Raw genomic sequence first — 13,947 nt, 5'->3', positions numbered from 1 at the left:
GAACAGAACGCCGACACGATGCGCCCCGACGGCGACGGCGTGGCGTTCGGCGCCAACCATGCGGGCGGCATCGCCGGGGGCATCTCAACCGGCCAGCCGGTGCGCCTGCGCGTCGCGTTCAAGCCGACCAGCTCGATCCTGACCCCCGTGCCCACCATCCGGAAAAGCGACGAGGATGGCGGCTACGAATCGGATGAGATCGTCACGAAAGGCCGCCACGACCCCTGCGTCGGGCTGCGCGGCGTGCCCGTGGTGGAGGCGATGATGGCGCTGACGCTGGCCGATCACTTCCTGTTGAACCGGGCGCAATGCGGCTGATTACGCTGCTGCAGATGCGAGAGTGTTAAGGCGTCCCAGCGCCGCCGACGGCTTTTAAATTGCCGCCGATGATCCGTGTAGATGATCGGACAAAACGATCAGTTTCGTTTCATTGAATAATTCTATCAAACTTATCGGCTTTCTCCGCTTGGGGTTCGCGGGTGCAGCACCTATTTGTGTGTTGCAACATGAATTCACGCCCGGTCACCGGGCAAAACACCAATGGAGAATTATCGCATGGGTATCATCGGAAGCACCATCAAGCCGTTCAAAGCCACCGCTTTCCAGGCCGGCAAGGACTTCTTCGACGTCAGCGACAACGACGTGAAGGGCGGCTGGGCAGTCTTCTTCTTCTACCCCGCCGACTTCACCTTCGTCTGCCCGACCGAGCTGGAAGACCTTGCCGAGCAGTACGACGCGCTGAAGGGCATGGGCGTCGAAGTATATGGCGTGTCGACCGACACCCACTTCAGCCACAAGGCATGGCACGACACTTCGGAAAAGATCGGCAAGATCAAGTTCCCGATGCTGGGCGACCAGCTGCACACGCTGTCGAACAACTTCGGCGTGCTGCGTGAGGAAATGGGCCTTGCCGACCGCGCGACCTTCGTCGTCGATCCCGATGGCGTGATCCAGATCATGGAAATCACCTGCGAAGGCGTCGGCCGTAACGCCAAGGAACTGTTCCGCAAGATCAAGGCCGCGCAATACGTCCGCAACAACCCCGGTCAGGTCTGCCCGGCGAAGTGGGAAGAAGGCAGCGACACGCTGGCTCCCTCGCTCGAGCTTGTCGGCAAGATCTGATCAGGAATACGCCCTCTTCCCTCGAAGGGGCACTGAAAGCGACAGCGGCCCGGATGGTCCTGCCGTCCGGGCCGCTTTTGCGTCCGGAATCCGCTAAATTACGCACAACAGGAGGCCCTCGCCATGCTTGAAGCCAATCTGAAGCAGCAGCTTAAGCAATATCTCGAAAACCTGCGTGAGCCGATCGAACTCGTTGCCTCATTGGGTGAGGGCAAGAAGTCCGACGACACGCGCGAATTGTTGAACGAAATCGCCGAGCTGAACGACAAGGTCAGCGCGTCCTTCGAAGGCAATGACGCCCGCAAGCCCAGCTTCATCATTCGCCGCGCCAGCGACCCACAGAAATGGGTGCGCTTCGCAGGCCTGCCGCTGGGCCATGAATTCACCTCGCTCGTCCTTGCCCTGCTGTGGGCCGGCGGACACCCGCCCAAGGTGGAGCAGGACGTGCTGGACCAGATCGAACGCCTTGAAGGCGATTTCGATTTCGAGATGTATTTCTCGCTGTCCTGCCACAATTGCCCCGACGTGGTGCAGGCGCTGACGCTGATGGCGCTCTACAACCCGCACATCAACGCCACCCTGATCGAGGGCGGCACCTATCAGGACGAAGTCGAGGAACGCGGCGTCATGGCCGTGCCCGCCACCTTCCTGAACGGCGAGATGTTCGCCAGCGGCAAGATGAATGTCGAGGAGATCCTCGCCAAGGTCGACAGCGGCGCGGGCGCCAAGGCGGCCGAGAAGATCGCGGGGAAGACACCGTTCGAAGTGCTGATCGTGGGCGGCGGCCCCGCCGGCGCCTCGGCGGCGGTCTATACCGCGCGCAAGGGCTTCTCCACCGGCATCGCGGCCGAGCGTTTCGGCGGTCAGGTGCTCGACACCATGGGGATCGAGAACTTCATCTCCGTCCCCTATACCGAGGGGCCCAAGCTGTCCGCGGCGCTGGAACAGCATGTGGGCGAGTACGACATCGACGTGATGAACCTGCAGACGGCGGAAAGGCTCATCCCGGCCTCGCAGCCCGGCGGCATGCACGAGGTGGTGCTGGCCAATGGCGCATCGCTCAAGGCCCGCAGCCTGATCCTGACCACCGGCGCGCGCTGGCGCAACCTGGGCGTTCCGGGCGAGATGGACTATCGCAACAAGGGCGTCGCCTATTGCCCGCACTGCGACGGTCCGCTGTTCAAGGGCAAGCATGTCGCGGTCATCGGCGGCGGCAATTCGGGCGTCGAGGCGGCGATCGACCTCGCCAATATCGTCGGCCATGTCACGCTGATCGAATTCGACAGCAAGCTGCGCGCGGACCAGGTGCTGGTCGACAAGCTGCGCTCGATGAAGAACGTCGACATTCTCACCTCGGCCGCGACGACCGAGATCCTGGGTGATGGCGAACGCGTCTCCGGCCTCGAATACAAGAACCGCGAGACGAACGAGCTGCACAAGGTCGAGCTGCAGGGCGTCTTCATCCAGATCGGGCTGGTCCCCAACACCGAATGGCTGAAGGAATCGGGCCTCGAACTGTCGAAGCATGGCGAGATCGTCACCGACGCCAGGGCCGCGACCAACCTGCCGGGGGTGTTCGCGGCGGGCGATGCGACCAACGTGCCCTACAAGCAGATCATCATCTCGATGGGGCAGGGCGCGACCGCGGGGCTTTCGGCCTTCGACTACCTGATCCGCACCGAACCCGCGGACGAGATCGCGCAGGCCGAAAAGGTGGCCCAGCCTGCCTGACCTTGCCGGCCGGCACGTAGACCAAGGGGGCGCTCCATTATCGGGGCGCCCCTTTTCGTTGGTCAGCCGCCCGGGCGCGGGCGCTTCATGATGATGTAGAGCGCGCCCGCCCCGCCATGGCGCGGATGCGCCTTGCGGATCGCGGCGATATGGCCCGCGTGGCGCCCGGCGGCCAGCCAGTCGAGCAGCTTTGCGCGAATCGCGCCGCGCCGGTTGCTGCGGTCGGCCGCATCGACGGGCCGGGGCTTGCCCGCGACCACCAGCAGCACCCGCGCGCCCTGCGCGATGGCCTGCGTCATTCCCGCCTCAAGCCTGCGATAGGCGGCGTCGAGCGTATGGCCATGCAGGTCGAGCGTGAAATCGGGGTCGACCGTACCGCGCCCTAGCTTGCGCTCCCACCCGCGGTCCAGCCCGCCGCCGCCCTCGCCCAGCACGGGCGGAGGGGGAGGCGCGATCGGCCTCTGCGCGCGGGGCGGCTGCAGTTGCGGTGCGGGCCTGGCCGTGGGAGCGGGCGCAGGCGGCGCCTTGTCCGGCACCGCAGGCCTCTTGCGTCCCCGCATCGGCGTGACCGTCGCGGCAAGATGCGCCCATGCCCGCCGCTCATCCTCGTCCAGTTCGCGGCCCGATCGTCTGCCCGGGGGGCGCCTCACCGGTCGCCGGCGCGCAGCCGCGCCAGTGTGCCGCGCGGCAGCAGCAGCGTGATCGCCGCATCGCTCGACATGCCGCCCGCAATGGCCTTTGCCCGGTCGCCCGCCCCCCAGAAAGTGTCGAGCCGATTCGCGCCCTTGATCGCGCCGCCCGTGTCCTGCGCAATCCAGATGCCATCGGCCTCGTCGTCGGCGGCATCGATGACGACCGGCGCGCCCAGCGGCACGAAGCGCGGATCGGCGGCGACACTGGCATGCGGACGCACCGGCACATCCAGGGCGCCCAGCGGCCCGTCGCCGGTCAGCTCGCGGAAGAACACCCAGCTCTTGTTGGCATTCATGACCTCGTCGGCCTCGGCGGGATTGGCGCGCAGCCAGTCGACGATGCCCTGCATGGTCGCCTCGCCCGGCTGGAACACGCCGCGTTCGCGCAGGATGCGGCCGATGGCGACATATTCGCGCCCGTTCTGCCCGGCATAGCCGATTCGCATCACGCTGCCGTCGGGCGCGCGCAGCTGGCCGGAACCCTGGATCTGCAGGAAGAAGAAGTCGATCGGATCGGCGGCCCAGCCGATCACCTCGGCCTTGCCGTCCAGCGCGCCAGAAACGATCCCGGCGCGTACGTGATAGGGAACAAAGCCGCCATCCTCGGCCACGCGGCCCAGCGGGGCACGCCCTTCGCCAGCGTAACCGGGCTGGCGCACCAGGTCGGCGGGCATGGCATAGACCGGCACGTCGAAGCCGGGTGTCCTATCGCGCACACCCGCGATCTGCGGTTCGAAATAGCCGGTCAGGAACCCGTCGCCGCCTGCAACCTCGACGCTTTCGAAATAGCCCGCGAAGAAATCGCGTGCCGAGGCAGCGGGCCAGACCCGCGCGGCATCGCAAGCGGTGCGCCAGTCCTCGGCGCGGGTCAGCCCGCTCGCATCGTCGCGCGCGAGCAGCCTGGGACAGCTTTCGACGAAAGAGGACAGCGCCGCGGCGGCATCACCCGGCTCCAGCGCCATGGTGCTGACCGCGGCGCCGGATTCAAGCCGCGCATCGGCGGCACGGTCGGCAGTGGGGGGCGGAACCGGTTCGGGCGGTGGCGCGGCGCAGGCCGCCAGCAGCGATACGCCCGCCATCGCGGCGGCCCATCTGCGCAGCACCATCTTCCCCCGTGTCCGGATCAGCCTTCGTCGGTTTCGTCGAGCAGCCAGTCGGGCCGCGTCGCATTGACCTTGCGGCTGAAGGTCCACACGTCGCGCGACTGGATCGCATCGTCGAGTGAACCCGCGATCATGTTGCCGTCGCGGTCCTTGGTCAGCGCCGCGATGTCGGCGGCGAAGCGCACGGTGATGCGCGCCATCGGCGCATCGAAATCCGCGCCCACGATCTCGGCCTCCTCGATGCGAATCAGGCGGTTCTCGACCGATTCGCCGGCAGCCTCGCGCGCGTCGATGGCGGCGACGAAGCTGGCATAGACATCGTCGTCGCACAGCTCGTTCAGCGTCTCGCGGTCGCCGCTCCAGAATGCCTCGAGGATCATCGCATAGGCGCTTTTCGCCCCCTCGATGAAGCCGACCGGGGTGAAGCGGCGATCGGCGCCGGCAATCTCGCGCACCGCGCGCTGGGCGCCCAGCGGAATGCCCGCAAGGGCGCGCTCAAGCCCCGGAACCTGCCGATCTTCGGCGGTATTGGCATCGCCCTGCTGCTGCGAGCGCGGAGCCGGTGCCTGCGCCTCGGGGGTATGCGGCATGCGCCCCAGCATCTCCTCCTCATGCTCGGCACGGCGGCCGAGGACGGAATAGAGACGCAGGCCCAGAAAGGCGGCGATCATGGCGAGTATGACGATTTCGACGATCACGAGTGATCCATCCGTTATTAGCATTTGGCCGACCTTGTCGCCGGCATGAAAGGCGAACCTGCCTTAAATAGGAAGCAAACACAAATATACAAACGTCCCTCCCATCGCATCCCTGTCATATTCTGGCGCAAATGCTGCCCCTTGTGCCGCTTTGGCGCAGCTTCCAGGGCATTCCGGTAACCTGCCGGTTGCCGGCCCGGTTGCTAGGGGCCAGCGGCGATGCTACGCGCCGCAGCCGACCCCCGCGTGCATGCCGCGCGCGACTCTAGCGAAAACGAAAGACATCATGGCCGACGAAGGCAATATCCTGACCGATCTTGGTAATGGCGCGACCGATGGCAATGGCAGCGACACGCAGCCGACCATCGGGCTGATCTCGCAATATGTGAAGGATCTCTCGGTCGAGAATCCGAACGCGCCCAAAAGCTACCAGTGGGGCGACCAGCCGCAGCTGGACGTGCAGTTCAACATCCAGTCGAACCAGATCGACGGCGAGGTGCATGAGGTCGCGCTGAAAGTCACCTGCACCGCCAAGGCGCCGCAGGGCACCGCCTATATCGTCGAGGCGACCTATTGCGGCCTGATCGGCATCCGCAACGTGCCCGAGGCGCAGAGCCACGCGTTCCTGTTCGCCGAGGCGCCGCGCATATTGTTCCCCTTCCTGCGCCGCGTCGTCGCCGACGCCGTGCGCGATGCGGGCTATGCGCCGCTGCTGCTCGACCCTATCGACTTCGCGGGCCTCTACCAGCAGCAGATGGAACAGCGCCGCCGCGAGAATACCCAGCCTCCCGCCGGCGACGCCTGAGCGCCGAGCCTGAGGAAAAGCCACTGAGATGAGCCTCGTCCGCAACGTCGGGACGATCGGAGGGCTCACCGCGCTGAGCCGCGTGTTCGGCTTCGCGCGCGACATGCTGCTCGCCCGCGTCCTGGGTGCGGGCGCGGCGGCGGACGCGTTCCAGCTGGCCTTCATCCTGCCCAACACCTTCCGCCGCCTGTTCGCGGAAGGGGCGTTCTCGGTCGCGTTCGTCCCGATGTATTCGCACCGCCTGCACTCGGAAGAGGGTGAGGCGGCGGCGAACCGCTTCGCCAACGACACGCTGTCTGTATTCGTCTGGGTGCTGCTGGGCTTTTCCGCGCTGGCCATGCTGGCGATGCCGGGGATCGTCTGGCTGCTGGCCCGCGAATATCAGGAAGTGCCGGACAAGTTCGAACTGTCGGTCGATCTTGCGCAGATCACCTTTCCCTATCTGGCGCTGGTCAGCCTGGTGGCGATGCTGTCGGGGCTGCTGAATGCCAAGTCCCGCTTCGCGCCCGGCGCTTTCGTGCCGGTGCTGCTCAATATCGTGCTGATCAGCGGGCTGGGCGCGGGCTATTACATCGGCCATACCGGCGGAAGCGAGGCCGATATCGCCACCGCGCTGGCCATCTCGGTCCCGGTCGCGGGCGTGGTGCAGCTGGCATACATGGCCTGGGCGGTGCGCAAGGCGGGGGTCACGCTGAAGATCACCCGCCCGCATTTCACGCCCGAGGTGAAGCGCTTGGGCATGCTGATCCTGCCCGCCACCTTCGGCGCGGGTATCTACCAGATCAGCCAGTTCGTCGACACGTTCTTCGCCACCAGCCTGCCGCAGGGATCGCTGACGCTGCTCAAGCTGGCGGACAGGCTCAACCAGATGCCGCTGGGCATCGTCGGCATCGCGCTGGGCACGGCGATCCTGCCGATGCTGGCGCGCCACATCCAGACCGGCGACACGCGCGAGGCGCAGCGTCTGCAGGCGAACGCGGTCGAGATGGCGACGCTGCTCACCCTCCCCGCCGCCGTCGCGCTGGCGATCTGCGCGCCGGCCTTTACCACGGCCTTCTTCGTGGGCGGCCGCATGACCCCGACCGACGGTCTGATCATGGGCCAGATCGTGATGGCGCTGGTCGCGGGCCTGCCGTCCTATGTTCTGGTCAAGGTGTTCCAGCCCGCCTTCTTCAGCCGATCGGACACCAAGACGCCGGTGTGGATCGCGGCGGGTGCGCTGGTCATTAATATCGCGATCAATTTCTACGTCGTGCCGCGCTATGGCATCGTCGGGCTGGCTGCGGCGACCGCGATCACCTCCACGCTCAACGTGCTGACGCTCTACACCATCCTGCAGATGCGGGGCTGGTTCCACTTCACCGCCAAGCTGGGCGGACGCATCGCGCGCCAGCTGGTGGCCAGCGCAGTCATGGGCGCGGTGCTGTGGTATCTCGTCCCGCTGATGGCCGGGCGCTATTCCGGCACCGTGCTGGAAAGGATCTGGTCGCTGTCCGTGCTGGTCGGCGCGGGCGCGGTGACCTTTTTCGCGGTGGCATGGGCGATCGGCGCCCTCGACAAGGACCTGATCGCGCAGCTACGGCGCAGGCGACCGGCCAAGCCCGTCGATCTTTCCGAATAAAGTCGCAAAGGCAGTTTTCATGCGTATCGTCTCGGGCATCCAGCCCACCGGCAGTCTCCACCTCGGCAATTATCTGGGCGCGATCCGCAACTGGGTGCGCATGCAGGACGAGGCGGCGGCGGCGGGGCATGACTGCTTCTTCTTCCTGGCCGACCTGCACGCGATCTCGATGCCGCACGATCCCGCCGCGCTGAAGGCCGGTACGCGCACGATGGCCGCCGCGCTGACCGCCTGCGGCATCGACGATGCGAAATCGGTCCTGTTCAACCAGGCGCAGGTCCCCGCACATGCCGAGCTGCAATGGCTGCTCAACGGCACCGCCCGCATGGGCTGGCTGAACCGGATGACGCAGTTCAAGGACAAGTCGGGCAAGAACCGCGAAGGGGCGAGCGCGGCGCTGTTCACCTATCCGGTGCTGCAGGCTGCCGACGTGCTGCTGTACCAGACCACCCATGTCCCGGTGGGCGAGGACCAGAAGCAGCACCTGGAACTGGCGCGCGACATCGCGCAGAAGTTCAACAACGACTTCTGCACCGACAACGCGCCCTTGTTCACCCTGCCCGAACCGATCATCCCCCGCGACGCGGCCCGCATCATGAGCCTGCGCGACGGCACCTCGAAGATGAGCAAGTCGGACCCTTCGGACATGAGCCGGATCAACCTGTCGGACGATGCCGACACGGTAATGAAGAAGGTGAAGAAGGCCAAGACCGACCCCGCGCCCCTTCCGACCGAACCCGCGGGGCTGGAAGGGCGGCCCGAGGCGCTGAACCTGGTCGCGATCTATGCGGCGCTGACCGACGGCACCGTCGCGGGCGTCTTGTCCGACTTCGGCGGTGAGGGGTTCGGCAAGTTCAAGCCCGCGCTGGGCGAACTGCTGGTCGAACATCTGCGCCCGGTGACCGAGCGATTCAATGCGCTGAAGGACGACGACGAACAGATCGACGCCATACTGGCGCGCGGCGGGGCGCGTGCGCGCGAAGTCGCTGCGCCGACTCTGGCGGGCGCCTATGACGCACTGGGATTACTTCGCTAAGTCCATGAAACTTGGCGGCTTGCCATGTGTTAATCTATGAATGTTCAAGTTTCGTTCAGCGGCGAATCGCTATAGCCTGTGCAGAATTCACGGCGCTCCGTTCCGCTAGATCGCGACTGATACTGCATCGCGACTGATACTGCGCCGACACGATTTTTCTGGAGAGCAGATCGATGACATCCGCACGGCCGTCCCGTTCATTTGGCTTCTGGGCCAAGATCCTTGCCGCCCCCCTGCTGGTGGCGGGCGTCGCCGGCTGCGCGACCCCGTTCAAGGCGGATGTGTCGCGCTTCCAGACGCAATTGCCGGCACCCCAGGGCAAGACCTTCGCCGTCGTCGCCGACGATCCGGCGATGCAGGGCGGGCTGGAGTTCGAGCTTTACGCCGACTACGTCGAGACGGAGATGGCGCAGCTTGGCTATGCCCTTGCCCCTGCCGAGACGGCGGATCTGCTGGTCAGCTTCGATTATGGCGTCGACAACGGGCGTGAACGCGTTCGCACCGTCGGCACCGGTTTCGCCGATCCCTGGGGTCCGTGGTATGGCCCGGGCTTCTATCCGCGCCGCAGCTTCTATCGCGGCGGCGGCTGGGGCTATGGTTGGTACGACCCCTATTTCGGCGGTCCCGAAGTGCGCAGCTATACCATCTATACCAGCGGCATCGACATGAAGATCGAGAATCGTGCCACCGGCGAACGCCTGTTCGAAGGCAAGGCGGAAGCGGTTTCGACCTCGAACCGGTTGCAGCACCTGGTGCCCAATCTGGTAGACGCGATGTTCACCGACTTCCCCGGCAATTCGGGTGAGACGCTGCGCATCTCGATCGCGCCCGATGACGGCGACAAGACCGTCAAGCGCCTGAACTGATCGTTTCCGGCCCCGCCATCGTGCGGGGCCAACCCTTTTCCCCGGGGCGGTCTCCACCGCGAGGCCACAGCCGCCCCTTCAACTGCCCGGCCGTTTGGTCCAGCGCCAGGAACAGGGCGCAGCCAACAGATTTTCGAGGGGCGGCCGGGCCCCTTGCGCCAGTCGTCCTTTTCAGTCTTCCCCGCCGTTGATCGGGCGCACTTCCGCTGATCCGAAACCGGTGGAACCGAACCCCCCCGCTCCGCGCTTCGTCTCGTCGAGATGCTCGACCTTCAGCCAGCTGGCCCGCACGACGGGGCTTAGCACGGCCTGCGCGATGCGGTCGCCGCGCTGGACCTTGTAAGGCTCCTGCCCGTGGTTGATCAGGATGACTTTCAGCTCGCCGCGATAATCCGAATCGATGGTCCCCGGCGTATTGGGCACGGTGATCCCGTGCTTCAGCGCCAGTCCCGAACGCGGGCGGATCTGGATCTCGAACCCTTCCGGGATGGCCACCGCCAGCCCCGTCGCCACCGCCACGCGGTCGCCGGGCGCGATGATCCAGTCCTCGGCAGACACCACGTCCATTCCCGCCGCGCCTTCGCTGGCATAGCGCGGCAGCGGCAGGTCGTCGTTGCCCTCCAGCCGCATCACGGGAACGGGTACGGGTTCGTGGGGCTTCGTCATGCGTCGTCCTTCATGCAATGCGCGGCGATGCGCTCGACCAGAGCGGCCGCGACCTTGTCCTTGGGCATGGCGGGCCAGTCCTCCACCCCCTCTGCCGTGACGAGATGGACGGTGTTGCTGTCGCCGCCCATCACGTCACCCGATACATCGTTGGCGACGATCCAGTCCGCGCCCTTGCGCAGCCGCTTGGCCTGCGCGTGGCTGACGACATGCTCGGTTTCCGCCGCGAAGCCGATCAGCAGCCGGGGCCGCGCGGGCGATGCCGCCACGCTGGAAAGGATGTCGGGATTGACCGCCAGCGGCAGGGGCGCAACCTGGCCCGAACCGTCCTTCTTGATCTTGCTGTCCGCGCGGTCCGCCGCGCGCCAGTCGGCCACCGCGGCCACCATAATCGCCACATCGGCGGGCAGCGCCGATTCGACCGCGTCCAGCATCTCGGCCGCCGATTCGACGTCATAGCGTTCGACGCCCGGCGGCGTGTCCAGATGCACCGGCCCCGAGATCAGCGTCACCTGCGCGCCCGCCGCGGCTGCGGCGGCGGCAATGGCAAAGCCTTGCTTCCCGCTGGAGCGATTGGCGATGTAGCGCACCGGGTCGATCGGCTCATGCGTGGGTCCGGCGGTGACCAGCACATGGCGGCCATGCAGCGGCCGGTGATTCTCGCTCGCGAAATCGGGCTGGCCGGCCAGGGGATCGGCAAGGGGATCGGCCACGGGACCGGCCAAGGGACCGGAATCCCCGAACGCCCTGATCGCCTGCCAGATCGCTTCCGGTTCGGGCAGGCGGCCCGCCCCATATTCGCCGCAGGCCATCGGCCCTTCGTCAGGCTCCAGCACCGTCACCCCGTCATCGCGCAGCCGCGCGACATTACGACGCGTCGCGGGATGTTCCCACATGCGCACGTTCATCGCGGGCACGGCCATCACCGGCTTGTCGGTCGCCAGCAGCAGGGTGGTCGCCAGATCGTCGGCGATGCCCGCCGCCATCCTGGCCATCAGATCCGCCGTCGCGGGGCACACCACCACCAGATCCGCCTCGCGGCTCAGCTGGATATGGCCCATCTCGGCCTCGTTCTTCAGGTCCCACAGCGTGGTATAGACCGGCTTTTCGGACAGCGCGGCCAGCGTCATCGGGGTCACGAAATGCTGCCCGCCCTCGGTCACCACGCAGGTCACCTCGCCGCCGCCCTTGCGGATGAGGCGGACCAGCTCGCACGCCTTATAGGCCGCGATGCCGCCGCCGACGATCAGCAGGATCCTGCGCATGGCCACCTACCCCTCCCTAGCCGAGCCAGCCCAGCAGAATCGCGCCATAGACCGCGGCGCCGCCCAGCGCGGCGCTGACCATATAGGGCATCGCCGATCCGCGGCTCTGCGCCTTGCGGCGGGCGCGGCGTTCCCAGATCAGCTCGACATCGGCCAGCGGCGGCGGTTCGGGTGCGCCGCCGCGGGGCGGATACACTTCCTCCAGCCGGCGTATCAGAGCGGGGATGCGCAGCAGCGTCTGCGTATCGGTGCGGATCCGCTCGGCGATGGCGGCCTCGGGCCCCAGCTCGTCGCGGATCCATTCGCGCACGAAGGGCGCGGCCACGTCCCACAGGTTGATGCCGGGATAAAGCTGCGTCGCGATCCCCTCGACCATCACCATCGTCTTTTGCAGCAGCAGCAGGTGCGGCTGCGTCTTCATGTCGAAATCGCGCGTGATCGCGAACAGCCCGTCCAGCATCTGGCCGACCGAAAGCTCGCTCACCGGCTTGCCGCGCATCGGCTCGCCCACCGCGCGCAGGGCCGTCGCGAACTCGTCGACCGAATGGTGGCTGGGCACGTATTGCGCCTCGAAATGGATCTCGGCGACGCGGCGGTAATTGCCGGTGGTCAGGCCATAGAGGATCTCGGCCAGCCAGGCCCGCGCCTGCCGGTCGATGCGGCCCATGATGCCGAAATCGATGGCGACGATGGTCCCGTCCGCCTTCACGAACAGGTTCCCCTGGTGCATGTCGGCGTGGAAGAAGCCCGCGCTGATCGCCTGCCGCAGGAAGGCCAGCACCAGCCGCTGCGCCAGGTCCTGCATGTCGTGCCCGGCGGCCAGCAGCGCCTCGCGGTCCGACATCTTGATGCCGTCGATCCATTCGATCGTCAGCACGCGGCCATTGGTCCGGTCCCAATCGATCGACGGCACGCAGAACCCCGGCACCGCATGCATCGCCTCGGCCAGTTCGGAGGCGCTCGCGGCCTCGCGCCGCAGGTCCAGCTCGCGATTGGTCCAGCGCTTGAAATTGGCGATGGTCAGGCGCGGGCGCAGGCGATGCGCCTCACCCCCCAGCGCCTCCAGATGGGCGGCGGCCCATTCATAGGTGTCGATGTCGCGCGTGAACTGCTCGCGAATGCCGGGGCGCAGCACCTTGACCGCGACGATGCGGCCATCGGTGGTCACCGCGCGGTGTACCTGCGCGATGCTGGCGGCGCCGACGGGCGCTTCCTCGATGCTTTCGTAGATGTCGGTCCAGGGCCGCTCGAAGCTCACCTCGATCGAGGCGGCGATCTTCTCGAACGCCACCGGCGGCAGCGAATCCTGCAGGCTCAGCAGGCCGCGCGCCGCTTCCTCTCCCACCAGGTCGGGGCGGGTGGCCAGCGTCTGGCCCAGCTTGATCGCGGCGGGGCCGATGTCCTGGAACGCCTCGGCATATTGCGGCCGTTTCGGCTGGACCGTGCCGAAGCGCGCGACCCGGCACAGGCGGCGCACCGGGCCGGGGGTCTGCGGATGATCCTCGACAATGCGCAGCGCCCCGTGCCGCGCCAGGATGCGGCCCCATTTCAAAAGGCGGTAGATATGCGTGGCAGGCTGGGTCACGGGCTTTCTAGATCTTCCAGCCCGAATGGATCGCGACCAGACCGCCCATGATCGGCTCCACCCTTGTCTGGGTAAAGCCGGCCTCGCGGATCATCGCCTCGAACGCGGGCATGGGCGGGAAGCGGCGGATCGATTCGACCAGATAGCGATAGCTGTCCTCGTCGCCCGCGATGGCCTTGCCGATGCGCGGCACCATCCGGTGCGAATAGGCGTCATAGACATCCTTGAACCCCGGCCATTCGGTGGTCGAGAATTCCAGGCAGAAGAACCGCCCGCCATGCTTCAGCACGCGGTACGCCTCGGCCAGAGCGCGGTCGATATGGGTGACGTTGCGAATGCCGAACGCGATCGTATAGGCATCGAAGCTGCGATCCGCGAAGGACAGCTCTTCGGCGTTCTGGCAGGACCAGACGAAATCGTCGATCCCGCGCTTCACCGCGCGCTCCAGCCCGACGTCGAGCATGTCCTGGTTGATGTCCGAAACCGTGATCTCGGCCCCGCTGTCCGCCATGCGGAACGCGATGTCGCCGGTACCGCCCGCCATGTCGAGGATGCGCTCTCCGCCGCGGGGTTTCACCCGCCGCACGAAGCGGTCCTTCCACAGCCGGTGCATCCCGCCCGACATCGCGTCGTTCATGATGTCGTATTTCTTCGCCACGCCCGAAAACACCGCGCCGACGCGCGCGATCTTCTCTTCTGCGGGAATCTCCTCGTAACCGAACGAGGCGGTCGGCGGGCTTGTCGGGGTGTCCGTCAT

13 protein-coding genes are annotated in these 13,947 nt (G+C 66.5%); 6 read left to right on the top strand and 7 right to left on the bottom strand.

Annotated elements, in window-relative coordinates:
- Nucleotides 1–555: 555 nt before the first annotated feature.
- Nucleotides 556–1,122, top strand: a complete 567-nt coding sequence (gene ahpC, locus A9D14_RS14265; RefSeq protein WP_066849335.1) for an alkyl hydroperoxide reductase subunit C — start codon at nucleotides 556–558, stop codon at nucleotides 1,120–1,122.
- A gap of 123 nt (nucleotides 1,123–1,245) precedes the next feature.
- Nucleotides 1,246–2,853 carry an alkyl hydroperoxide reductase subunit F gene (ahpF, locus tag A9D14_RS14260; RefSeq protein ID WP_066847740.1) on the top strand — a complete coding sequence of 536 codons (1,608 nt, stop codon included), beginning with the start codon at nucleotides 1,246–1,248 and terminating at the stop codon, nucleotides 2,851–2,853.
- Nucleotides 2,854–2,915: 62 nt separating this feature from the next.
- Here ahpF and A9D14_RS14255 read toward each other — a convergent pair whose 3' ends face one another.
- Genes A9D14_RS14255 through A9D14_RS14245 form a run of 3 tightly spaced genes read right to left on the bottom strand, consistent with a single transcriptional unit; the run spans nucleotide 2,916 to nucleotide 5,346 of the window.
- The gene (locus A9D14_RS14255) at nucleotides 2,916–3,503 is read right to left on the bottom strand and encodes a Smr/MutS family protein (RefSeq protein ID WP_066847737.1); all 588 of its coding nucleotides are present in this window, start codon (nucleotides 3,501–3,503) and stop codon (nucleotides 2,916–2,918) included.
- Complete coding sequence (gene mltA / locus A9D14_RS14250) at nucleotides 3,500–4,651, bottom strand: murein transglycosylase A (protein WP_066847734.1); 1,152 nt, start codon at nucleotides 4,649–4,651, stop codon at nucleotides 3,500–3,502. The genes A9D14_RS14255 and mltA overlap by 4 nt, the downstream gene beginning before the upstream one ends.
- A 17-nt stretch (nucleotides 4,652–4,668) precedes the next feature.
- A complete protein-coding gene (locus A9D14_RS14245; RefSeq protein WP_087910527.1) occupies nucleotides 4,669–5,346 on the bottom strand; it encodes a Tim44/TimA family putative adaptor protein in 678 nt (225 codons plus the stop codon).
- A gap of 286 nt (nucleotides 5,347–5,632) precedes the next feature.
- Between A9D14_RS14245 and secB the strand changes: the two genes are divergently transcribed.
- The 4 genes from secB (at nucleotide 5,633) to A9D14_RS14225 (ending at nucleotide 9,674) form a co-directional block, all read left to right on the top strand.
- Nucleotides 5,633–6,151, top strand: a complete 519-nt coding sequence (gene secB / locus A9D14_RS14240; RefSeq protein ID WP_066847730.1) for a protein-export chaperone SecB — start codon at nucleotides 5,633–5,635, stop codon at nucleotides 6,149–6,151.
- Between the two features lie 28 nt (nucleotides 6,152–6,179).
- Nucleotides 6,180–7,772 carry a murein biosynthesis integral membrane protein MurJ gene (gene murJ / locus A9D14_RS14235; RefSeq protein ID WP_066847729.1) on the top strand — a complete coding sequence of 531 codons (1,593 nt, stop codon included), beginning with the start codon at nucleotides 6,180–6,182 and terminating at the stop codon, nucleotides 7,770–7,772.
- Nucleotides 7,773–7,791: 19 nt separating this feature from the next.
- Entirely contained in the window at nucleotides 7,792–8,808 is a 1,017-nt protein-coding gene (gene trpS, locus A9D14_RS14230) for a tryptophan--tRNA ligase (RefSeq protein WP_066847728.1), read from the top strand.
- A 173-nt stretch (nucleotides 8,809–8,981) separates the two neighbouring features.
- Complete coding sequence (locus A9D14_RS14225; protein ID WP_066847727.1) at nucleotides 8,982–9,674, top strand: DUF4136 domain-containing protein; 693 nt, start codon at nucleotides 8,982–8,984, stop codon at nucleotides 9,672–9,674.
- A gap of 171 nt (nucleotides 9,675–9,845) precedes the next feature.
- Here the strand turns inward: A9D14_RS14225 and dut are convergent, their stop codons facing one another.
- From dut to A9D14_RS14205, 4 genes are read right to left on the bottom strand one after another with little or no spacing between them, the layout of a single operon-like run.
- The gene (dut, locus tag A9D14_RS14220; RefSeq protein WP_066847726.1) at nucleotides 9,846–10,340 is read right to left on the bottom strand and encodes a dUTP diphosphatase; all 495 of its coding nucleotides are present in this window, start codon (nucleotides 10,338–10,340) and stop codon (nucleotides 9,846–9,848) included.
- The gene (locus tag A9D14_RS14215) at nucleotides 10,337–11,611 is read right to left on the bottom strand and encodes a bifunctional phosphopantothenoylcysteine decarboxylase/phosphopantothenate synthase (protein ID WP_087910526.1); all 1,275 of its coding nucleotides are present in this window, start codon (nucleotides 11,609–11,611) and stop codon (nucleotides 10,337–10,339) included. The genes dut and A9D14_RS14215 overlap by 4 nt, the downstream gene beginning before the upstream one ends.
- Nucleotides 11,612–11,621: 10 nt before the next feature.
- On the bottom strand, nucleotides 11,622–13,190 hold the full coding sequence (gene ubiB, locus A9D14_RS14210) for a 2-polyprenylphenol 6-hydroxylase (RefSeq protein WP_066847723.1): 1,569 nt from the start codon (nucleotides 13,188–13,190) through the stop codon (nucleotides 11,622–11,624).
- 7 nt (nucleotides 13,191–13,197) lie between these two features.
- Nucleotides 13,198–13,947 (bottom strand): class I SAM-dependent methyltransferase, encoded by a 750-nt coding sequence (locus A9D14_RS14205; protein WP_066847719.1) that lies wholly within the window; start codon nucleotides 13,945–13,947, stop codon nucleotides 13,198–13,200.

It is taken from the genome of Croceicoccus marinus (assembly GCF_001661675.2).
Lineage (GTDB): Bacteria > Pseudomonadota > Alphaproteobacteria > Sphingomonadales > Sphingomonadaceae > Croceicoccus > Croceicoccus marinus.
The sequence above is the reverse complement of the archived record's forward strand: the minus strand, read 5'-3'. Positions and strand labels throughout refer to the sequence as shown.

What these genes read in the sequence shown, in the direction of transcription:
- ahpC (WP_066849335.1), top strand. Translation starts at nt 556, where the DNA reads ATGGGTATCATCGGAAGCACCATCAAGCCGTTCAAAGCCACCGCTTTC.
- ahpF (WP_066847740.1), top strand. Translation starts at nt 1,246, where the DNA reads ATGCTTGAAGCCAATCTGAAGCAGCAGCTTAAGCAATATCTCGAAAAC.
- mltA (WP_066847734.1), bottom strand. Translation starts at nt 4,651, where the DNA reads ATGGTGCTGCGCAGATGGGCCGCCGCGATGGCGGGCGTATCGCTGCTG.
- secB (WP_066847730.1), top strand. Translation starts at nt 5,633, where the DNA reads ATGGCCGACGAAGGCAATATCCTGACCGATCTTGGTAATGGCGCGACC.
- murJ (WP_066847729.1), top strand. Translation starts at nt 6,180, where the DNA reads ATGAGCCTCGTCCGCAACGTCGGGACGATCGGAGGGCTCACCGCGCTG.
- trpS (WP_066847728.1), top strand. Translation starts at nt 7,792, where the DNA reads ATGCGTATCGTCTCGGGCATCCAGCCCACCGGCAGTCTCCACCTCGGC.
- A9D14_RS14225 (WP_066847727.1), top strand. Translation starts at nt 8,982, where the DNA reads ATGACATCCGCACGGCCGTCCCGTTCATTTGGCTTCTGGGCCAAGATC.
- dut (WP_066847726.1), bottom strand. Translation starts at nt 10,340, where the DNA reads ATGACGAAGCCCCACGAACCCGTACCCGTTCCCGTGATGCGGCTGGAG.
- A9D14_RS14205 (WP_066847719.1), bottom strand. Translation starts at nt 13,947, where the DNA reads ATGACGGACACCCCGACAAGCCCGCCGACCGCCTCGTTCGGTTACGAG.